Source organism: Streptomyces sp. NPDC007863 (assembly GCF_040633895.1).
In the GTDB taxonomy this organism is placed as follows: domain Bacteria; phylum Actinomycetota; class Actinomycetes; order Streptomycetales; family Streptomycetaceae; genus Streptomyces.
The window spans coordinates 527,153-547,218 of record NZ_JBEYEI010000001.1 but is presented as its reverse complement, the minus strand read 5'-3'; the positions used below and the strand labels follow the sequence as shown (position 1 = coordinate 547,218).

Genomic DNA, 20,066 nt, shown 5'->3' with positions numbered 1-20,066 from the left:
GAGCGGCCAACTTGTAAATTTCGCCCGCCCGCCTGTTTGACGCCGATTCGGCGCCCACCTATCCTCGTGCGAGAAAATGAGATACCTGTTCGATACGTGATGTCACGGGGATAGGAACTCTTCATGAAGTCGGGTATTCTCGGCCCCCTCTTACTCTCCGACGTTGAGGGAAATCTCGTACCGAGCGCGCCGAAACCGCGCCAGCTCCTCGCATTCCTGATGCTGCACACGCCACAGATGGTGCGGGCCGGGGACTGCATCACCGAGTTGTGGGGGTCGACACCGCCCAAGAGCGCGATGTCGACGCTGCAGACCTACGTGCTCCACATACGGCAGGCCCTGCGCGGCCCCCACCGGGACCACAGCCACCTCCTGCTCACCAGGAACCAGGGCTATCAGCTCACCCTGGAACCGGCCGGCTTCGACCGCTTCGGGTTCACCGACCTGACCCGTCGGGGACGTCTGGCGGCCGCCGCCGGGGACCACCGGACGGCCTCGGAGCTGTTCACCCTGGCCCTCGCGCAGTGGCGCGGACCCGCCCTGTCGGACGTCCGGACCGGCCCCCTCAGCTCACCGCACCTGGCGGAGCTGGCGGAGACCCGGCAGGGGGTCCTGGAACAGCGCATCGAGGCCGATCTGGCGCTCGGCAAGCATCGTGAGCTGGTCGACGAGCTGAGCCTGCTGACCGCGCGCCACCCCACCCACGAGAACATGCACGCGCAACTGATGGTCGCGCTGTACCGCTCCGGCGAGCACCAGCGCGCCGGCGACGTCTTCCACTGCCTGCGCCAAGCGCTCGGCGACTCCCTGGGGATCGAACCCGTCCCCCGCATGTGGCGCCTGTACCAGGCGGTCCTGGTAGGCAGCTCGGAACTGGACGCTCCGGTCGTTCGCGGATAACCGCTCCTCCACGTCCGCAACACCCTGGCCCTGGACGGTGTTTGTTTCAGTGATGGACGACAAGGCCGAGCAGCTGACCGAACTCCTGGCGGCGCACCTCGAAGCCGGCTTCACCGAGCTGGTACGGGTGCACGCCGGGGCGGTCCACGCGTTCCTGTACCGGGTCTCCGGCTCCTCCGCCGAGGCGGACGACCTGGGCCAGGACACCTTCCTGCGCGCCTACACGGCACTGCGGGAGTACGCCCCCGCACGCCGTCGTGAACTGCGTCCGCGTGCGTGGCTGATGACCATCGCCGCGAACGTGTGGCGCAATCACGTCCGGACGCGCACACGGCGTCCGGCCACGGCCGGACTGCCCGTGGAGGAGACCATGGACGTCTGGCCGGACCTGAGCCCCGGCCCGGAGGAACGCGCGGCGACCGCGGAGGACCGGTCGCGCCTGGTCACGGCCTTATCGGCATTACCCGAGCACCATCGCATACCGGTCGTGCTCCACCATGTGATCGGAATGAGCTACACAGAGGTGGCCGAAGTACAGGGCTGCGCGGTGGGCACCGCGAAGGCACAGGTCTCCCGGGGCCTGGCGGGCCTGCGGCGGCTGATCGAGCCGGAACCACCGGCGCTGAAGGAGGTGACGACATGAACGAAGGCGACGGGGACGCCGTCACGCGGCGGCTGCCCGAACTCACGGCAGAGGCGCCGGAGGACTTCGCGCTGCGGGTGTTGCGCCGTGTGGGCATCTCCGAGGACCACTACGACACGTACGTGCGTCTCGACACGGCCGCGGGCGGACTGTTCGTCGCCGCGAGCCCGCGAGCGGTGACCGGCGCCAGCCTGGACTCGGCGGGGCTGACCGCGACGGGCTTCGAGGAACTGCACCGCGCGCGCACCGGCCGTTCGGCGATCCCGGGAGGCAGACCCCTGGCCGGGCTCGTCCCGGCGCTGCGCACCGGCCGGGCCCACCGGCTGCCGATCGACCTGTCCGGTCTGCCGGAGCAGCAGCGCGCGGTCCTGGAGGCCGTACGCCGCATTCCGGCGGGACAGCTGCGGCCGGTCGGCTGGATCGCCCGCGAGGCCGGCACCGAGGTACCGCCCTCGCCCTCCGAGGTCCTGCGCGCACTGGCGGCCAACCCCGTCGCCGTGCTCATACCGTGCCACCGGGTCACGCACGACAACGGATCGCCGTGCGACGCCGCGTACCTGCCGAAGGCCGGCTCGGCCCTGCGCCGGGCCGAGCAGATCGACATGCGCCGGGTGGCGGAGCTGTCCCGGGCCGGCACGGTGTTCCTCGGCAGCGACACCACCTTCATCTACTGCCATCCGACCTGCGCCCACGCCCGCCGGATCACGCCCGCGCACCGGGTGCACTTCCGCACCGCTCAGGACGCCCGCGAGGCGGGCTACCGAGCCTGCAAGAGCTGCCGGCCCATCACGGTATGACCCGGCGCACCACAGAAAGGTCCCCCATGCCCCTCCCCTCCACCGCGGCACTCGCCTCGCACGACACCCCGCTGGGCACCCTGACCCTCGCGGCGACCGACGACGCGCTGGTGCTGTGCGCCTTCGACGACCGCGAGCGGGCGGAGGCCCGGATCGCCCGTGCCGGCCTCACCGCCGTGGACGCCGAGGACGACGCCACCTCCGCCCAGCTGCGGATCATCGAGGAGACGGGCCGCGAGCTGGACGCGTACCTCGGCGGCCGCAGCCGCGCGTTCACCGTCCGCATGGACCTGCGCCTGGCCACGCCGTTCAGCCGCACGACCATGGAGCGGCTGGACGGACTCCTTCCGTACGGGGAGACGAGCACCTACGCCGAGCTGGCCACCGCGCTCGGGCGGCCGCGGGCCGCGCGGGCCGTGGGCACCGCGCTCGGCGCGAACCCCCTGTGCGTGGTCCTGCCCTGCCACCGGGTGGTCGGCTCGGGCGGGCGCCTGACCGGCTACGCGGGCGGCGTCGAGGCCAAGCGGTTCCTGCTCGACCTGGAGTCCGGCCGGGCGCCCTCGCCCTCCCTCTGAACCGGCGGGCGCCGGAGCACTACCCCCGCTTCCGGCGCCCGTCCCCCATCCACGACCGCGGAGCCGACCCTGACCAGCTACGACACCCCTCACCTGCCGGGCCTGGAACACGACCGAACCCCCGGCGCACACGACGCCGGCCTCGACGACACGCTCGACCTGCCCGCCGTGGACGCGCTGGACTGGCCCGCGCTGACCGGCGCGCTCGACTCCGAGGGGGTCGCCGTCACCCCGCCGCTGCTGTCGCCGCGCGCCTGCGAGGAGGTCCGCGCGCTGTTCGACCGGGACGACGTCTTCCGCAGCACCGTCGACATGGGCCGCCACCGGTTCGGCAGCGGCCGCTACCGCTACTTCGCCGCGCCCCTGCCTCCGGTGGTGACCGCCCTGCGCAGGCGGTTGTACCCGCCGCTGGCCCGGATCGCCAACCAGTGGGCGGAGCGCCTCGACCGGCCCCGGTTCCCAGGCACCCACGCCGAACTGACGGCGGCGTGCGCGGCCGCCGGCCAGCTGCGGCCCACGCCCCTGCTCCTGCGCTACGGCCCGGACGACTACAACTGTCTGCACCAGGACGTCTACGGCGAGCTGACGTTCCCGCTGCAGGTGGCGGTGATGCTGGACCGCCCCGATGTCGACTTCACCGGCGGCGAGAGCGTCTTCGTCGAACAGCGCCCGCGCGCGCAGTCCCGCCCGGTGGTGAAGCGCCCGGGCCAAGGACAGGCACTCATCTTCGCGGTCCACGACCGCCCGGTCCGCTCGGCGCGCGGCTGGAGCCGCGTCATGCTGCGCCACGGGGTGAGCGCGATCCACGACGGGCGACGGCACGTCCTCGGCGTCATCTTCCACGACGCCCCGTGACACCCGGTCCATACGGGCGCGACGGAAAACGTCCGGGGAACGGTCACCGTGGCCGTTCCCCGGACGGTACACGTGCATTCGGAGCCCTTTCATCCGGCGCACTGGCCGCGGTCGGGCGCCGGAAATGCATTCCGATCATGTCGTGACGTAGGGGCCCCACCCGAAAGGGGTGGCAAAAGCCCGTCGAACGTCTTCGTCGAACGGCTTCTCCGCCCCGTGAGGCGCGGGCCCGAGAATCCGGCAATGACGCCCGGATAATGATCGTGACGTCCGGCCCGATGCGGAGCCGCCACCGATTTCCGTACCCGAACACTCCGCCCGGTGTGTCGTACCGACGGCGGCTCAGCCGGACAGCTGTGCCTGACGGCGCACCAGGCCGACGCCGACCAGCACCACCGCCATCCCGAGGGCGATCCGCAGGCCGAATTCCTCGTCGAGTACGACGACGCCCAGAGTCACGGAGACCACGGGCAGCAGGTAGCCGACCGTCGTCGTGTTGGTGGCTCCCTCGGCGGCGATGGTCTGGTACGTGAGGTGGAACGTGACCCCGGTGGCGACGACGCCCAGGATCACCACGGCCACGAGCGTCATCGGGCTGACGATCCGGACCGGTGTCAGACCGCCGGCCGGCAGGGTCGGCGCGGTCAGGGCGGTCGCCGCGACGAGCTGCGCCGCGGAGAGCGAGAGGGTGGGGATGCCTCTCCCGACGAGGAAGTGGCCCATGAAGGCGAAGCCGACGGCGTAACTCGCCGCCGCGACGAGGATGGCCACGGCGGCCCAGCCGCCCGACACCGTCGCCCGCCACGGGGCGAAGATCAGCACCACTCCGGCGAACCCGAGCAGCAGTCCCCCCAGCCGAGTGGGCCGGAGCCCCCGCTCGGATCCGAGGACGACCCCGATCAGCAGCGACCACAGGGGAGTCGTCGCGTTCAGGACCCCGGCCACGCCCGAGTCGACGGTCTGCTGGCCGATGCTGAACAGGGCGAAGGGCAAGGCGTTGCAGAAGAAGGCGGCCACGAGGACCCGTCCCCAGATCCGCCGGCCCTTCGGCAGTCGTCGGCCCGAGCACAGACAGGCCACCAGCAGCGTGGCCGCCCCGAGTACGCACCGGCTGAAGGTCACCTGCACCGGAGTCAGCGCGTCCAGGACCAGGTCGATCCAGAGGAACGTCGACCCCCACAGCAGAGCGAGCACGCCGATCCGCGCCCATCCCCGTGTCCTGCCCATGAAGCCTCTCACCCCTCGCTCCTGATCGGCTGCGATGAACGATCCCCGGGATCAATGGGAAGGACAAGAAAAAGAATCTGCACGTTTGTTAAGTTGCGCTACATGCTTGATGTGCGACGCATGCAGGTGCTGCACGCGGTGATCGGCCACGGCTCGGTGACCGCGGCGGCGACCCACCTCGGCTACACGCCCTCGGCCATCAGCCAGCAGGTGGCGGCGCTGGAGAAGGAAGCGGGGATCGCCCTGCTGGAACGGGTCGGCCGGGGAGTGCGGCCGACGGCGGCGGGCCTGCTGCTCGCCCGGTACGCCGCCGACATCGGCGAGCGCCTCGCCGAGGCCGAAGCCGCGCTGACCGATCTGCGCGCCGGGCGCACGGGCCGGCTGATCCTTCACTACTTCGCCTCGGTCGGACCGACCCTTCTCGCCCCCGCCCTCGCCCACGTCCGCCGCGAGCACCCGGGCGTGACGATCGATCCCCGGCTGACCGAGCCGGACGACGCACTGGCCGAGGTGGAGCGCGGCAACGCCGACCTCGCCCTCGTCGTCCGACGGCCGACCCCCGACCACCACCGGGGGATCCGTGCCGTCCATCTGCTCGACGACGCGTACCAGGCGGTGCTCCCCGTCGGACACGCCCTGGCCACGCGGCCGGTGATCGAGCTCGCCGACCTCGCCGACGAGCCCTGGGTGGGCAGCGAACCGCCAGGGCCCTGCCTCGCCCCGGTCGTCAACGCCTGTGCCTCGGTCGGCTTCAGCCCGAACTACGTGGCGAAGTCCGAGGACTACGCCACCGCCCAGGGCTTCGTCGCCGCCGGCCTCGGCATCAGCCTGATTCCCCGACTGGGACTGAGCGCGCTCCACCCCGGCGTCGTCGCCCGCCCGGTCGGCGCCCCGGACCCGGTCAGGACGATCTACGCGGCGGTCCGGGAGAGTTCCCTGCGACAGCCCGCACTGCGCGCACTGCTCGACGCGCTCAAGGCCCCCGCCGGGACGCGGCGGCCCGAGAACACGCCGCCCACCGCGGCCCGTTCCGGCTGACCCGCCGACGTCCCGGCGCGGGTCAGACCTCGGGGCGGGTGGCGGTGACGACGTAGTAGTCCAGAGTGCCCTCCTGGTACGCCTTCAGGAAATTGCGGGGCCAGGTGCCCGGCTTCCACTGGTCCGACAGCCAGCGGTCCCAGCCCTCCCACACCTCCGGGCCGATGGAGGCGGCCCGTGCGTCCGTCAGGCCCGCCCGCGTGAACGCCTCCACCAGGAGGGTGACGGGGCGGGCGATGTCCAGGCCGTCGGCGTACGTCTCGAGGAGGTCGGCGAGCCGGGCGCCGTGGGCGGGGTCGTCGTCCGGGGTGAAGAAGCTCGCGACGGCCACCTGCCCGCCGGGCGCCAGGACCCGCGCCGTCTCGTGGGCGAAGGCGATCAGGTCGTCGAAGTGCTGGGCGGCCTCGACGCTGTGGACGCGGTCGAACTCGCCGTCCCCGAAGGGCATGTCCTCCGCCGCACCCCGGACGAACCGGAGCTTCGGCGGGGCGGCCTCCAGCAGAGCCGCGTTGGCCCGGTGGGCGCGGTCCAGCTGCTGCGGGTGAATGTCCATGCCGGTGATGTGCCCGGGGTCGTACTCGCGCAGCGCCAGCGCGCACCCGACGCCGAGCCCGCAGCCGACCTCCAGCACCCTCCTGTCGGCGAGCGGCCCGACGGAGTCGAGCACGCGCCGGTACAGGTCCTGCTGGCTGCGGACACGGTCGTCGACCGAGATCGCTCCGGCGAGGTCGATCGACCGCCAGTACCCGAAGTTGATGAACCCTCCGGCGAACACCGGGACCGAGCTGAGGTCGGCCGGCCCGTACGACTCCCGGACCGTGTCCCGCATTTCCACCGATTCCGCCACAGGCGTCACCTCCACGGCAAGTGTGACGGCCGGGCCCCGCCGTGTCGACAACGCCATCGGCCGAGTCGGCGCTCGACGAACGCCACGGAGGCGTCGTCCGGTGGCTCACCCTCGGGGCGCGAGAGCGGGGCTACCGGTGGACCGGCTGTCCCGTGAGGGCCTCACGGAGGGCTCGGACGATCGTCTCGGGCCCGGGCCGGTCTCCCGACGCGGATCGCAGGCGCCCGGCGAGCGCACGGTCGTCGCGCGCTTCGACCAGGGTCCGGCAGTCGTCGCACAGGTAGATGCGGCCGGGCAGCGCGAAGGAACCGCGTGCCGACGCTCCTGGTCTCAGGCTGTGGGTCCACACCACGTCGGACCGTGCGCAGATCACGCATGCCTGGCCGTGCCATGCGATCCCCGGTTCGGGCGCGTCCGGCTCAGGAGTGCAGGAGCCGCGGTGTTCGCTCATGTCGGACCTCGGAAGATCGGCGGCGGTCAGCCGCGGGTTTCCGTGGCAGAGGCAGGTCCCCGGCCCCGCCGATCGGGCATGCACCACGTACACCTCGCCCTGGACACCGACCCGGGCGTTCGGCCACGCGGCAAGCGCCGGGGCTTCACTCCTCCGCCGAGGCGCGTCCGGCCGGCAGCCGCAGGGCCTCCCCGCGCACGCCTTCATCGGTGTCCGTGGCCAGTGCCCGCACCTGCCGGACCAAATGTGCCGTCTCCTGGACCACCCCCCGTGTCGCGGTCGTCCAGCAGGAGCCGATGAAGGACACGGGCGACGTCGGGCACCTCCACCGCGGCAGCCAGCCGCCCCGTCCGTCCTCCTCGCCGGTGCCCGTGTCGGGGACTCGGCGCAGGGCGGTCGGGTGTGTCACGGGGCCTCCGCGGGGACGCGGGACGGGACTGTCGGCAGGACGACGCGGCGCGGCTCGGTGGCGAGGACGCGGCCGGAGCGCGCGACCGCCAGGAGGTTCGGCAGCGCGTACGGCTCCGCGGCGTCCAGGTCCACGGTGTAGCCGAGGTCCTGGAGGCTCGCGACCGTCAGCCGGCTCAGCGGGTTGTCGTTGCCGTCGATGCTCGGCGACATCAGTTCGTTGTCGAAGACGGACTCGCGCCAGTGGCTGCCCGCGCTGCCCAGCCCGCCGACGTTCGCGACGGGAACGGGGCCCGGCGGTTCGCCGACCAGGGTCCCGAACTCCTTCATGCCCGCCGTTCCGACGTAGGTCGGGTCGGGGCCGGGGAAGTCCTGGCGCAGCCCGAAGTCGTCCCAGAGGGTGCCGATGCCCAGCACGTGACCCATCTCGTGCGTGATCACGTCGAGAAGGGAGCCGTCGGCCTCCATCTCGGCGAGGTCCGCGCTGTCGAACCGCATGCGTCCGGTCACGGGGAGTCCGGCCCCGCTGGCCGCGTCCGGCCGGCGGAACCGGGTGGGTCCGGCCTGGCCGAGGATGTTCGGGACCTGGTCGGTGCCGTCGATCGGGACTCCCTCCGCGTCGATGAGGATGTCGTCGACGATGACGGTGCCGCTGAAGTCCCGCACGATCGCGGTCTCCAGGTCGCCGACGATCACCCGCGCCCACCGCTCGGCGGCCTCGGCGAAGACGGCCTTCTGGCCTGGTGTCAGCCCTTGGACGAAGCGGACCTCGATCTGGAAGGGTGAGGTCGTGGCGGCGAGCTCCGCCGCACGGTCCCCGTCGGCCACCGCCTTGTACGTCTCGAAGGTCGCGTAGTTCTGCCTGCCGACCATGGCTCCGGCTCCCGTCGCGTGCGGCCGCGTGAATCTTCACCGCCCCCGTCAACCAGCTTAGGCACGTTCCCGGTGACGGACCACCGATCGGGCAGGCCCCCGCACGCTGTTGCTCATTCAAACGTAGCGCCGGGTTCCGGCCACCACGGCGCCGGCGGTACTACTCCGACTTCGGCGACACCGAGCCGAAGGCCGCGCTCGTCGTGAACGACCCTGCCCGTTACGCCTTCCCGACGCGCGCGCTGTCGCCGGCCGGAGTGCCGTCGACCGCCGGCTACCCGGACTTGGAGGCGGAGGGAGCCCGGCTCCGCGACCGGCGCCTGGGCCGGGCACGACACGATCGGCGCGCCGACCCGGTCGCCGGGCCTGCGCTCCGACGGAACGACGTACCGAGACGGAGACGCCACCCACTCCTCACCACGGACTCAGGCGCTGGGCGAGGAGCCGCTCTTGAGGTACGGGGCGAGCAGGGTGCTCCAGGACTCCTGGATCTGCCGGTACTCGTCGGGGCAGCGGACCGCGCGCGACTCCGGCAGATAGCCGTCCGGGTTGGCCTCGGTGAGGACGACGCCCTGGTAGAGCGCCGGGTTCGAGCCGTAGAGCCAGCAGACGGCGTTGTAGAAGCGCTGTGCGTTGAGGGAGTGCTCTCCGGCGACGTCCTCGCTGATCCGGCCCTCCTCCGACGCCAGGGCGAGCGCGCCCCACGCCTCGATGTCGCTCCAGGCGTACTCCTCGTGTACGGGGTCCTCGGAGAGGAGGAGCGTGGCGAGCTGGTCGACCGCGTCCTCCTCACGCCCCGTGATGGGCAACTCGTACACGCTGATCAGGGCGTGCCCGAGTTCGTGGAACACCGTGCTGTTGGAGATGCCGATGACGTCGTCGTTGGTGGCCCGTTCCCGCTCGACCGGTGTGCCCGAGGTGTTCAGGTCCGTGAAGATCGACCGGAAGAGCGCCGCGTACTCGTAACAGAAGATGATCGCCCCCTCGTCGGGATCCCAGTACGCGTTGGGCTCCTCACAGCTCGCACCGACCAAGGGGATGTCGTGCGGAAGTCCGATGAGCGAGTTCGCGTGGGCGGCGGCGCTCTCCAGGACCTCGTTCTCCTGGAGGAACTCCTGCTCCGCCAGGCCCTCCTGGGTCTGGGCCGGCTCGTAGCTCACCACGAGCTCCCCGGGACCGGGCTCCGCGGAAGGGGCCGCGGGCGTCGGCGACGCGCCCAGGAAGAGCAGGGACACGGCGGCCGCGAGCGCCGCCGCCCCTCTCCGGGGGGTCAGGTGGAACACCATCGTCGTCTCCGTTCGGCGTCACCGCGCGCAGCGGGTCGCTTCGAGCGCCCGCATCTGCGCGGTCCAGGGGGCGAGGCCCTGCTGGACGGCGGCGAGCCGACCGGACGCCTCGGCGAGGTTGCCGGACTCCAGCCCCTTCGCGGCCGCTTTCAGCGCGCCTGTGATGTCGCTGCCGGTGTCGAGGGCCCGCTGGATGTCGTCCTTCATCGCGTCGGGCCGGTCGATCGCCCGCAGCGAGCCGACGACGTACTGGAGCGAGTCCGCCGCCGACCTGGTGGCGCTCGTCGTGTGGACGACGTCGGACGGGGTGGCGCGGTTGTCCGCCACCCGTCGGACCGGGTAGGTCGCCCACCGCGCTGCCGAATCCAGCTCGGCCTCGACCGTGAGCAGCTGCTGCTCGCTCTCGGTGTCGGGGGCATGAGCCACCTCTCCGGCGGCTCTTCCCTGTGCGGGGGCGAACCGGCCGTACGGAAAAAGCATAGGCCGCCGCGGTTCCTCCGGCAGCTCCTGCCAGGCCGTCGTCAGGCGAGGCCGCCGGCTGCGGGTTCGCCCTTCCGGAAGAGCCCGCGGCCGGAACGCGGCGCCGGCGCCGCGTTCCGGCCGCGGATGCGCGGAGAGCCGGCCATTCCGGCGCCGGCGGCACGCGACAGGACAAAGCGGATGACAGGCTGCCCGCGTGGCCCGGCCGAGGACTGTGGGGGCATGCGGGCCGCAACAGGAACAGCACCCAACCACCGGGGGGAACTCATGGCGTTGCGCACGCGTTCGCACGGCCTGCTCACCGCAGCTGTCACCACCGCACTGTTGGCGGTGGCTTCGGGGACCGAAGCGGCAGCCGTGGAGTGGCGGCCGCGGCCGGGCATGGTCTACCTGTCCGACATGCCGAAGGACGGGACGACCTGGTACGGGGCACCGGCCGCGCGCGGCTGGAGCATAGGCGCCTGCTTCGGGTTCTGGCCTGGGGATCAGGCACCCGAGGTGAACGTGTGGAGTCGTGAGGTGGCCACGTCCGAGACGGCGGCCGGCGTGCAGAACACCGTCGTCTTCGCGACGGAGGCCGAGGCGATCACGTTCGCGGCCCGGGCCCGCCAGGCGTACGCCGACTGCCCGCGCCGCTACGAAGGCCCTACCAGCGTCGTCACCGCGTACGACTACGGCACCGTGGACGTCGAGGAGGGGGCCGCCGTCCTCGGCATGCGCGACGAGGCGGCCTGGGACAGCGGCCTCTACCACAACCACCTGTTCGGCGTGGGCCGGGACGGCGACACGGTCACGCTCATCGAGTGGCAGAGCAACTGGAGCGCACCGCCGGTCGACTACTTCAGGAACACCACGGTGAAGAACGTGGTCAACCGCCTGTACTGAGTGCCGACGAGGACGGGCCGGGCGAGCTGTGCGGCCCGCCGACCGGGCGCCTTCCGCGCGGGCTTCGGCTCACGACCCCGTGCGCGAGCGCGACGCGGCGCGGTGCCCGGCCGGTTCACTTCGGCGAGCCGCGGTTCAGTAGACACATGGCCATGACGCGACGACAGAACCGCAGGAACGGCCGTACGTTCAGCGGTCATTCACTGAACCGAGCCGGCCCCCTCATGCCCTCGCCATAAACGCGTCCTTCACGCTTGACACGGATCCGGCCACGGGTGCCTCATGGTGGACACCCCCGACACGCAGACCAGCGGCTCGGTCCTTGCGCTCTGACAACGTTGTCTCGTCATCGGAGTCGTGCGTGCGCGGGGCTCCATCCCCCTTCCCTTACGAGGAGAGGCATGACCAAGTCATCGCGCAGGACGTGGCTCACGGCCGCCGGCAGCGCCCTCGCCGGCGTCGCCGGGCTGCTGCTGCCCGTCTTCGGCACCGCCGGAGCCGCCCAGGCCGCCGAGAGCGGCATCCACGTCAGCAACGGCCGCGTCTACGAGGCCAACGGCAACGAGTTCGTGATGCGCGGGGTCAACCACGCGCACACCTGGTACCCGGGCGAGACGGGCGCCATCGCCGACATCGCCGCCAAGGGCGCCAACACCGTCCGCGTCGTGCTCTCCAGCGGCGACCGCTGGACGGAGACCAGTACCTCCCAGGTGTCGTCGATCATCGACGACTGCAAGACGAACAAGGTCATCTGCGTCCTGGAGGTGCACGACACCACCGGGTACGGCGAGGACGGCGCCGCCGCCACCCTCGACCAGGCCGCCGACTACTGGATCGGCGTCAAGAGCGCCTTCCAGGGCCAGGAGGACTACGTCGTCGTCAACATCGGCAACGAGCCCTACGGCAACAGCGGTTACACCGCCTGGACCGGTGCCACCCAGAGCGCCATCGGCAAGCTGCGGAACGCCGGCATCGAGAACGCTCTGATGGTGGACGCCCCCAACTGGGGCCAGGACTGGTCGAACACCATGCGGACCAACGCCGCCTCGGTCTTCGCCGCCGACCCCCGCCGCAACACGATCTTCTCGATCCACATGTACGGCGTGTACGACACGGCCGCCGAGGTCCAGGACTACCTGAACCACTTCGTGAGCAACGGACTGCCCATCGTGGTGGGCGAGTTCGGCGACAACCACAGCGACGGCAACCCCGACGAGAACGCCATCATGGCCACCGCCCGCTCGCTGCGCGTCGGCTACCTCGGCTGGTCCTGGAGCGGCAACGGCAGCGGCGTCGAGTACCTCGACATGGTCACCGGCTTCGACGCCGGCTCCCTGACCACCTGGGGCAACCGCTTCTTCAACGGCGCCGACGGCATCTCCGCCACGTCCACCCGCGCCACCGTCTACGGCGGCGGGGACACCGGCGGCACGGCTCCCAACGGCTACCCGTACTGCGTGAACGGCACCGCCTCCGACCCCGACGGCGACGGATGGGGCTGGGAGAACAGCCGCTCCTGCGTCGTGCGCGGCAGCGCCGCCGACACCGGCTCCGGCGGCGGAAGCACCGGCGGAACGGCGCCGAACGGCTACCCGTACTGCGCCAACGGCAGCGCCTCCGACCCCGACGGCGACGGATGGGGCTGGGAGAACAGCCGCTCCTGCGTCGTGCGCGGCAGCGCCGCCGATCGCTGAGCAGCGGGTGCCCTCCCCCTCCCGTCGCCGGGAGGGGGAGGGCACCCCTGTTCGTCCTGCGGGTCAGGCCAGCTGGGTCGCCTGGAGGCGCGCGTAGGCGGCGTCCCGTTCGAGCAGCTCGCGGTGGCTTCCGGACTCCACCACCCGCCCCCGTTCCAGTACCACGATCCGGTCGGCCCTCCTGATCGTGGAGAGGCGGTGGGCCACGACGAAGACCGTCCGGCCGGCGACCAGACGGGCCAGCGCCTCCTGGACCTGCGCCTCGGAGCGGGCGTCCAGCGCCGAGGTGGCCTCGTCCAGCACCAGGACCCGGGGGTCGCGGATGAGGGCGCGGGCGATCGCGAGCCGCTGCCGCTGGCCGCCCGAGAGCCGGGTGCCGCGCTCCCCCACCACCGTGTCGAGGCCCTCCGGCAGCGCGTCGACGAACTCGGCGGCGTTGGCGTCGCGCAGGGCGCGCCGCAGCGTCCCGTCGTCGACGTCCTCCAGGCCGTAGGTGACGTTCTCCCTGATGGTCCCCTCGAAGAGGACGGACTCCTGGGGCACCACGGAGACGGACCTGCGGTAGCTCCGCAGGTCGAGGTCGGCCATGTCCTGCCCGTCGAGGAGGACCCGGCCCGCCGTGGGACGGTGGAAGCCGAGCACGAGGTTGAGCAGCGTGGACTTGCCCGCCCCGGAGCCACCGACGATCGCGAGGGTGGTGCCGACCGGCACGTCGAGGTCCACCTCGCTGAGGGCGGGCTCGTCACCGTCGCCGTGCGTCAGGCCCACGTTCTCGAACCGGAACGCGCCCGCGACCTCCTCCACCCGCCGCTTGCCGTCGTTGACCTCCAGGTCGGGCGCCTGCAGGACCTCGCCGACGGACTTGAGCGACTCCACCGCCTTGCCCACGACGGGTGCGAGCGCGAGCAGGCTGGTGACGGCGCCGGTGAGGGTGGAGAAGTAGGCGCTGAGCATGACGACCTCGCCCGCGGTGACCGACGCCCAGCCGTGGTACGCGACGAGCGCCGCGCCCGCGAGGCAGGCCGTGCCGAGCCCGTTGAACACGACCCAGGACAGGGACCCGAAGCGGGCGTTGAGCAGGTCGAGTCGCGTCCCCTCCCGCTGCACCCGGTCGAGCTCGCGTCCGACGCGGCCCAGGGCCGTGCGCTCCAGGGCGTGGGCGCGGGTGATGGGGATGAGGGTGGTCATGTCGCTGACGGAGGCGGACATGCGCTCCACGGAACGCCGGTACGAGGTGTTCCCCTCGCCCAGCCGTGCGCGCAGCGCGCCGATGAGCAGCACGGCGACGGGGACGAGCAGGAGGAAGACCGGCAGGAAGACCGGGGTGACCACGGCGATGACGGCGAGGCCGCCGGCCAGGGTCGCCACGGCGGTGAGGCCGTTGTCCGCCGTCTGCTGGACTCCCGTCTCCAGTGTCTCGACGTCCCTGACCACCTTGGCGTGGAGCACGGACGAGCTGGTGCGGCTGTGGAAGCCGATGGAGAGCTGCTGCATCCGGGTCACGAGGGCGGACCTCAGGTCGCGGCCGACCCGGCGGACCGCCCCGTGCATCCAGCGGACGTACAGCAGGTGCAGCGGCGGGTTCAGGAGGAGGACCGTGAGCATCACGGCGCAGTTCCACCAGAGTTCGGATATGGGCCGGTGCTCGACGACGACGTCGATGACGTTCGCCGTCACCGGCGGGAGCAGCCAGACCGGCGCGTGCTTGGCGAAGAAGACCGCGACGGCCCCGGCGAGCCGGGCGCGATCGGGCCTGAAGAGGTAGTGGACGGTGCGGATCGGGTGTTCGCCGCGGTAGCGGTGGTCGAGCGGGCTGTGGTTCATGGCTTCTGCGGGCTTCCTTCGTCGGGGCCGGCCGCCCCTTGCGCCGTGGCACGCGTCCGGTGACGGCAGGGGGACGGGGCGGAGGCCCGCCGCGTACGAGGGCGGCCCCGGTCCCGCGGCCGTGGGACGGCCCGGATCTCCCTGGGGGCGAGGACGGCGGCGTGCTCTCGGAGAAGCATGCGGCGCGCGGGCCGTCCGATTCCAGTGCCGGCGAGTCCCCGTCGAAGTTTTGCGAAACCCTGGCTGAACCGGCCTCCGACGCGGAACGCCGAGATGGGGTGCCCGCGGAAGCGGGCACCCCTGCACTGCCGTGTGCGCGGTCAGGCGGTGGCGCACACCTTTCCGTTGAGGGTGAAGGCGGTCGGCACGCCGTTGGTGCCGGCCGGGGACGTGCCGTTGAAGCCGAAGTTCACGGAGGCTCCCGGGGCGATGGTGACGTTGTAGCCGGACGGGTTGCTCGCGGTGACGGCCCGCCCGTCCTGGACGGGTACGGCGTTCCACATCTGGGTGATCCGCTGGTCACCGGGGAAGCCGAAGGCCAGCCGCCAGCCCTCGACGGGGGTGCCGCCGGTGTTGCGGATCGTCACGCTGCCGTTGAAGGTGGTGCCCCAGTCGGAGAGCGTGTAGGTGACGGCGCAACCGGCCGGAGCAGGAGTCGTCGGCGGGGTGGTGGGCGGAGTGGTGGGCCCGGTCGGTTCCGTGGTGGGCGGGGTCGTGGGCCCCGTCGGCTCCGTGGTGGGCGGTGTGGTCGGGTCGGTGGGGGTCGGGGACGGGGTGGTGCCGGGGAGGCCGCTCTGTGCGGCCATGCGGTCGGAGTGGGCCCGGAAGACGGCGACTTCGGGCGCGCCCTCGGAGACGCCGAACTTTCCGTCGATGGTGCGGTCCTGGTACCACCAGAAGGCGCTGCCGTCGCCGCCGGCCTCTTCGAAGGCGGCGTAGATCTCCCGCCACCACAGGGCGCGGTCGACGTTGTGGACGTTGAACTCGCCCACGAAGAAGGGCTTGCCGACGACCTCGTGGGAGTCGCGGATCCAGGCGCGGACGAGGTCCTTGGTCTCCTCGATGCTCAGGTCCGCCCAGTGCTCGGTCGGGTAGGGGTGGGCGGAGGTGAAGTCGATGTACGGGGACTTCTGGACGTGCACGAAGGGGTTGCCGGAGTCGCCGCCGAAGCCGTACTTGGTGCCGTGGCCCTCGATGCCCGCGCCCAGGAGGTGGTTCGGGTCGATGGACTTGACGAAGGCGCCCATCTCGTCGACCCAGGCGCGCAGGGTGGTGCCGTCGACGTTCTCGGCGGCGCTCTGGCCCTCGTAGCGGGGCTCGTTCATGAGCTCCCAGGCGAGGATGGCCGGCTCGTCCTTGTACTTCACCCCGCTGGAGTGGTTGGTGCGGTTGAGGGCGTAGGAGACGGAGTTCTTGTAGGAGGTGAAGCAGCCGGGGCAGCGGTTCTTGTCGAAGAAGGCGGCGCGGGCGGGGTGGCCGCCGGAGAGGCCCTCCCAGCGCAGACGGGTGTCGATGCCGCCGTACGCCTCCCTGTAGTTCTCGAAGACGGGGATCAGGCGCAGGCCGTGGGCCTTGGCCGACTCGATGAGGTAGTCGAAGGCGGCGTACTGCTGCTCGTTGAACTCGCCCTCGCGCTCCTCGAAGCCGTGCTGGCGTCGATGCGGGCCTTGTCCATGTGCTGGGTTTCGGTGTCGCCCGAGCCGGCCCCGAAGGTGAACATGTCGTAGGCGTTGGCGCCGGCGAAGAAGTACTCCTCGCCGTCGAGACAGAAGCGGATGCCGCAGCGGGTGACGAAGGAGTCGCCGCTGTCGGCGGCGGCCTGGGTGGGGCGGGCGACGACGAGGCCGGTGAGGGCCAGCACCGCCGCGAGCAGAAGGGCCAAGGGACCCGCGCGTCTCGCCTGTCGAACGGCGTGGGGGACGTACTCATAGGGGTTCCCTTTCGTCCTGAGGGAGCTGGAGGAGGAACCGGTCGTCCGGGGGGGGGCGGCTCACCCCGGAACGCCAATTAACCGGTTAATTTCGAGGGGAACCGTAGAGAGGACGACAGAGCATGTCAATGGCTTCAACTCGCTTGAATCAATGGCCCGTTGACGTGAATCAATGGCCTGTCGACGTGATTCAGCGGCCTGGGGGCGTGCTCCCCCGCCGCCCGGAACCGGTCCGCATCCGGGTCTGCCGCACTCCGCGTCCAGCGGGCCCGCCACCAGGACCACGGCCTGGCGGTAGGGTCGAGGCGTCGAGAGTTCAGGATGGAGCTGGGGTGGCAGTGAAACGGCCGACGATGGCGGACATCGCGCGTCGGGCGGGCGTGTCGAAGGTGGCGGTCTCGTACGCGCTCAACGACCAGCCCGGAGTCTCCGAGGCCACCCGCGCCTCGATCAAGAGCATCGCCGAGGAGCTGGGCTGGCGGCCCAACAGCGCCGCCCGGGCGCTCACCGGCGGGCGGGCGCAGGCCGTCGGGCTGGTCGTGCGGCGGCCGGCCCGGACGCTCGGCGTGGAGCCGTTCTTCATGGAGTTCATCAGCGGCGTGGAGACGGTGCTCGCCGAGCACGCGTACGCGCTGATGCTCCAGATGGTCGCGGACCAGGAGCAGGAGATCGAGGTCTGCCGGCGCTGGTGGGGCGAACGGCGCGTCGACGGCGTCTTCCTCATGGATCTGCACTCCGAGGACGCGAGGGTCGACGCCGTCCGCGACATCGGCCTGCCGGCGGTGGCGATCGGCCCGCCGGAGGTGGCCGGAGGCCTGCCGGCCATCTGGTCCGACGACGGCGCCAGTGTCCACGAGATCGTCCGCTACCTGGCGGCGCTCGGGCACCGGCGGATCGCGCGCGTGGCGGGCCCCGCCGAGCTGGCGCACACGGCGGTCCGCGACGCCGCCCTCGCGGAGGCGTGCCGGGAGGCCGGGATCCCCGAGGCGACGGTGGTGCACACCGACTACACCGGCGACGCGGGCGCGCGGGCGGCCCGGGCGCTGCTGATCGCGTCCGCACGGCCGACGGCGATCGTGTTCGACAACGACATCATGGCCGTGGCCGCCCTCTCCGTGGCCCAGGAGCTGAACCTCGCCATCCCCGCCGACCTCTCGGTCGTCGCGTGGGACGAGTCGCCGCTCACGCAGGTCGTGCGCCCCATGCTGTCGGCCGTCACCCGGGACATCCCCGCCTACGGGGCCCGCTCCGCGGCCGCGCTGCTCTCCCTGATCGGCGGGGAGGACGTCGGCAGCGTGCGCGACGGCTACGCGCACTTCGTGCCCCGGGGCAGCACCTCTCCCCCGCCGCCGGAGCCCGCCGCGCGCTGACCACCCGCCCGTCGCGGGTGCTCGAAGGCCGGGCCGTCCCCCGTACGGCCCGGCCTCGACGTGCCGCTCCCGCTACTTGGTGGATCCCTGCGCGAAGCCGTTGTAGATCCACCGCTGGAGGAGCAGGAAGACGATCAGCGTCGGGACGATGACGAGGATCGCGCCGGCCGAGATGGCCTCCCAGTGGGCGCCGAAGGGACCCTTGAAGCGGAAGAGCGCGGTGGAGATCGTGCCCAGGTCCTCGGAGTGCATGTAGAGGAAGGGGATGTAGAAGTCGTTGTAGGTGGTGATCCCCTTGATGATGACGACGGTGGCGATCGCCGGCTTGAGCAGCGGAAAGATGATCTTCCGGTAGATCGTGAAGGCGTTGGCGCCGTCGAGCCGGGCGGCCTCGTCGAGCGAGACGGGGATGCCGCGGATGAACTGCAGGAAGATGTACACCGAGACGATGTCGGTGCCCATGTACAGGAGGATCGGTGCCCAGCGGGTGTCGATCAGGCCGAGGCCGTTGATCACCTGGAAGGTCGCGACCTGGGTGGTGACGCTGGGCACGAGGGTGGCGATCAGGAAGCCCGCCATCACGAGCTTCTTGCCCCGGAAGTCGAACCGGTCCACCGCGTAGGCGGTCATCGAGCCGATGATGACCGTGCCGCCGATCGAGAACACCAGGATGAACGCGGTGTTCCCGAAGGCCATCAGCATCTTGCCGTCGTCGAACGCCGTGACGTAGTTCTCGAAGTTGAACCAGTTCCCCGGCAGGGAGAGCGCGCTGCCGTCGCCGACCTCCTCCGAGGTCTTGAGCGAGGTCAGGAAGACGACCGCGAGCGGCAGCAGCACGACGACCGAGGCCGCGATCAGCGACAGATAGGTCAGCATCCCGCCGACGGGCAGCCGGCGGCGCGCGGGGCGGGGCCGGTTCGGGGCGGCGGTGAGGTCGGGGGAGGTCATACGAGGTCCACCTTGTCGTCGGGCACGAGCCGGCGCTGGATCCAGGTGACCAGCAGGATGATCAGGAGCAGCACCACGGCCGCGGCCGAGGCCAGGCCGGTCTTGTTGAACTGGAACGCGAGCTTGACCGTCTGGATCACGAAGGTCTGGGTGCCGGTCGCGCCGCCGGTCATGATGTACGGGATCTCGAAGACCGACAGCGACCCGGAGATGGCCAGGATCGCGCTGAGGCTGATCACCGGCTTGATGCTGGGGGCGATGATGTGCCGGAACTGCTGCCACTTCCCGGCCCCGTCCAGCTCCGCCGCCTCGTACAGCTCGCCCGGGATGGACTGGATGGCGCCGAGGAAGAGGACGAAGTTCAGTCCGGTGAAGCGCCAGACGGAGACGCCGGCGAGGGAGACGTTCGCGGAGGTCGGGTCGCCGAGCCAGGGATGGTCGGTGGTCACGCCGAGCCAGGCCAGCACGGAGTCGAGGGTGCCGCCGTCCTGGAAGAAGTACAGGAAGACGAAGCCGATGGCGACGCCGTTGATCAGGTAGGGGAAGAAGAGGATCCCCTTGAAGAAGTTCCGGAACCGCAGGTTGAAGCTGAGGATCACCGCGAAGTACAGCGCGACCACGATCTGGACCACGGACGCCGCGAGGTAGTAGCCGCTGACGAAGAACACCCGGAAGAGTTCGGGCCGTGTGAAGATCCGGACGTAGTTGTCGAACCCCACGTTCTCCCGGTCCGGGCTCACCCCGTCCCAGTCGGTGAAGCTGTACGAGATCATGCTCGCGACGGGGACGTACGTGAACGTGATCAGCAACGCCAGCGGAGCCGCCAGGAACAGCCAGGGCGTGATGCGCCGTAGCGGCGAGTCCCGCCAGGATCTCGTCCGTCCGGCGGCGGGACGGCTGCGGCCCTCCCGGTCGCGCCGGCTCCCCCTCGTGTCGGCCTTGCCTGTGTCGGTGCTGGATCGCCCTGTCATGGCGGCGCCCTCTGGTGCGGTGTCGGTGGTCTGGGTCATGTCGGCCTTTCGTGTCCGCTGCTGC

19 protein-coding genes are annotated in these 20,066 nt (G+C 71.3%); 9 read left to right on the top strand and 10 right to left on the bottom strand.

Annotated features, from left to right (window positions below; genetic code table 11):
- Positions 1-123: 123 nt before the first annotated feature.
- The 5 genes from ABZ621_RS02325 (at position 124) to ABZ621_RS02305 (ending at position 3,770) form a co-directional block, all read left to right on the top strand.
- Positions 124-900 carry an AfsR/SARP family transcriptional regulator gene (locus ABZ621_RS02325; protein WP_360599774.1) on the top strand — a complete coding sequence of 259 codons (777 nt, stop codon included), beginning with the start codon at positions 124-126 and terminating at the stop codon, positions 898-900.
- A gap of 52 nt (positions 901-952) precedes the next feature.
- Entirely contained in the window at positions 953-1,543 is a 591-nt protein-coding gene (locus tag ABZ621_RS02320) for an RNA polymerase sigma factor (RefSeq protein ID WP_360599772.1), read from the top strand.
- Positions 1,540-2,340: an MGMT family protein gene (locus tag ABZ621_RS02315; protein ID WP_360599770.1), complete on the top strand. Its 801-nt coding sequence runs from the start codon at positions 1,540-1,542 to the stop codon at positions 2,338-2,340. The genes ABZ621_RS02320 and ABZ621_RS02315 overlap by 4 nt, the downstream gene beginning before the upstream one ends.
- A gap of 26 nt (positions 2,341-2,366) precedes the next feature.
- Positions 2,367-2,915, top strand: a complete 549-nt coding sequence (locus ABZ621_RS02310) for a methylated-DNA--[protein]-cysteine S-methyltransferase (RefSeq protein ID WP_360599768.1) — start codon at positions 2,367-2,369, stop codon at positions 2,913-2,915.
- A gap of 168 nt (positions 2,916-3,083) precedes the next feature.
- A complete protein-coding gene (locus tag ABZ621_RS02305; protein ID WP_360599766.1) occupies positions 3,084-3,770 on the top strand; it encodes a 2OG-Fe(II) oxygenase in 687 nt (228 codons plus the stop codon).
- Positions 3,771-4,112: 342 nt separating this feature from the next.
- On the opposite strand, the gene ABZ621_RS02300 is transcribed toward ABZ621_RS02305, so the two are convergent.
- Positions 4,113-4,997 carry a DMT family transporter gene (locus tag ABZ621_RS02300; RefSeq protein ID WP_360599764.1) on the bottom strand — a complete coding sequence of 295 codons (885 nt, stop codon included), beginning with the start codon at positions 4,995-4,997 and terminating at the stop codon, positions 4,113-4,115.
- Between the two features lie 102 nt (positions 4,998-5,099).
- Here ABZ621_RS02300 and ABZ621_RS02295 point away from each other — a divergent pair, with 102 nt between their 5' ends.
- Positions 5,100-6,035: a LysR family transcriptional regulator gene (locus ABZ621_RS02295; RefSeq protein ID WP_360599762.1), complete on the top strand. Its 936-nt coding sequence runs from the start codon at positions 5,100-5,102 to the stop codon at positions 6,033-6,035.
- 22 nt (positions 6,036-6,057) lie between these two features.
- Here ABZ621_RS02295 and ABZ621_RS02290 read toward each other — a convergent pair whose 3' ends face one another.
- The 4 genes from ABZ621_RS02290 to ABZ621_RS02275 all read right to left on the bottom strand — a co-directional run bounded on the left by ABZ621_RS02290 (position 6,058) and on the right by ABZ621_RS02275 (position 10,326).
- On the bottom strand, positions 6,058-6,864 hold the full coding sequence (locus ABZ621_RS02290; protein WP_360599760.1) for a class I SAM-dependent methyltransferase: 807 nt from the start codon (positions 6,862-6,864) through the stop codon (positions 6,058-6,060).
- 874 nt (positions 6,865-7,738) lie between these two features.
- The gene (locus ABZ621_RS02285; RefSeq protein ID WP_360599759.1) at positions 7,739-8,614 is read right to left on the bottom strand and encodes a leishmanolysin-related zinc metalloendopeptidase; all 876 of its coding nucleotides are present in this window, start codon (positions 8,612-8,614) and stop codon (positions 7,739-7,741) included.
- Between the two features lie 425 nt (positions 8,615-9,039).
- The gene (locus ABZ621_RS02280; RefSeq protein WP_360599758.1) at positions 9,040-9,900 is read right to left on the bottom strand and encodes a DUF4344 domain-containing metallopeptidase; all 861 of its coding nucleotides are present in this window, start codon (positions 9,898-9,900) and stop codon (positions 9,040-9,042) included.
- A gap of 18 nt (positions 9,901-9,918) precedes the next feature.
- Positions 9,919-10,326, bottom strand: a complete 408-nt coding sequence (locus tag ABZ621_RS02275; RefSeq protein WP_360599756.1) for a hypothetical protein — start codon at positions 10,324-10,326, stop codon at positions 9,919-9,921.
- A gap of 573 nt (positions 10,327-10,899) precedes the next feature.
- Here ABZ621_RS02275 and ABZ621_RS02270 point away from each other — a divergent pair.
- Positions 10,900-11,265, top strand: a complete 366-nt coding sequence (locus tag ABZ621_RS02270; RefSeq protein ID WP_360599754.1) for a hypothetical protein — start codon at positions 10,900-10,902, stop codon at positions 11,263-11,265.
- Positions 11,266-11,666: 401 nt separating this feature from the next.
- Positions 11,667-12,959: a cellulase family glycosylhydrolase gene (locus tag ABZ621_RS02265; protein WP_360599752.1), complete on the top strand. Its 1,293-nt coding sequence runs from the start codon at positions 11,667-11,669 to the stop codon at positions 12,957-12,959.
- A gap of 63 nt (positions 12,960-13,022) precedes the next feature.
- On the opposite strand, the gene ABZ621_RS02260 is transcribed toward ABZ621_RS02265, so the two are convergent.
- The 3 genes from ABZ621_RS02260 to ABZ621_RS02250 form a co-directional block, all read right to left on the bottom strand.
- The gene (locus ABZ621_RS02260) at positions 13,023-14,783 is read right to left on the bottom strand and encodes an ABC transporter ATP-binding protein (protein WP_360599750.1); all 1,761 of its coding nucleotides are present in this window, start codon (positions 14,781-14,783) and stop codon (positions 13,023-13,025) included.
- 320 nt (positions 14,784-15,103) lie between these two features.
- Positions 15,104-16,345 carry a cellulose binding domain-containing protein gene (locus tag ABZ621_RS02255; RefSeq protein ID WP_360599917.1) on the bottom strand — a complete coding sequence of 414 codons (1,242 nt, stop codon included), beginning with the start codon at positions 16,343-16,345 and terminating at the stop codon, positions 15,104-15,106.
- A complete protein-coding gene (locus ABZ621_RS02250; protein ID WP_360599748.1) occupies positions 16,336-16,665 on the bottom strand; it encodes a hypothetical protein in 330 nt (109 codons plus the stop codon). Before ABZ621_RS02250 ends, ABZ621_RS02255 begins: the two co-directional genes overlap by 10 nt.
- A gap of 386 nt (positions 16,666-17,051) precedes the next feature.
- Between ABZ621_RS02250 and ABZ621_RS02245 the strand changes: the two genes are divergently transcribed.
- Complete coding sequence (locus ABZ621_RS02245) at positions 17,052-18,083, top strand: LacI family DNA-binding transcriptional regulator (protein ID WP_360599915.1); 1,032 nt, start codon at positions 17,052-17,054, stop codon at positions 18,081-18,083.
- A gap of 72 nt (positions 18,084-18,155) precedes the next feature.
- On the opposite strand, the gene ABZ621_RS02240 is transcribed toward ABZ621_RS02245, so the two are convergent.
- Both ABZ621_RS02240 and ABZ621_RS02235 read right to left on the bottom strand, forming a co-directional pair.
- Positions 18,156-18,959 (bottom strand): carbohydrate ABC transporter permease, encoded by an 804-nt coding sequence (locus ABZ621_RS02240; protein ID WP_360599913.1) that lies wholly within the window; start codon positions 18,957-18,959, stop codon positions 18,156-18,158.
- 68 nt (positions 18,960-19,027) lie between these two features.
- On the bottom strand, positions 19,028-20,002 hold the full coding sequence (locus ABZ621_RS02235; protein WP_360599911.1) for a sugar ABC transporter permease: 975 nt from the start codon (positions 20,000-20,002) through the stop codon (positions 19,028-19,030).
- Between the last annotated feature and the right edge of the window lie 64 nt (positions 20,003-20,066).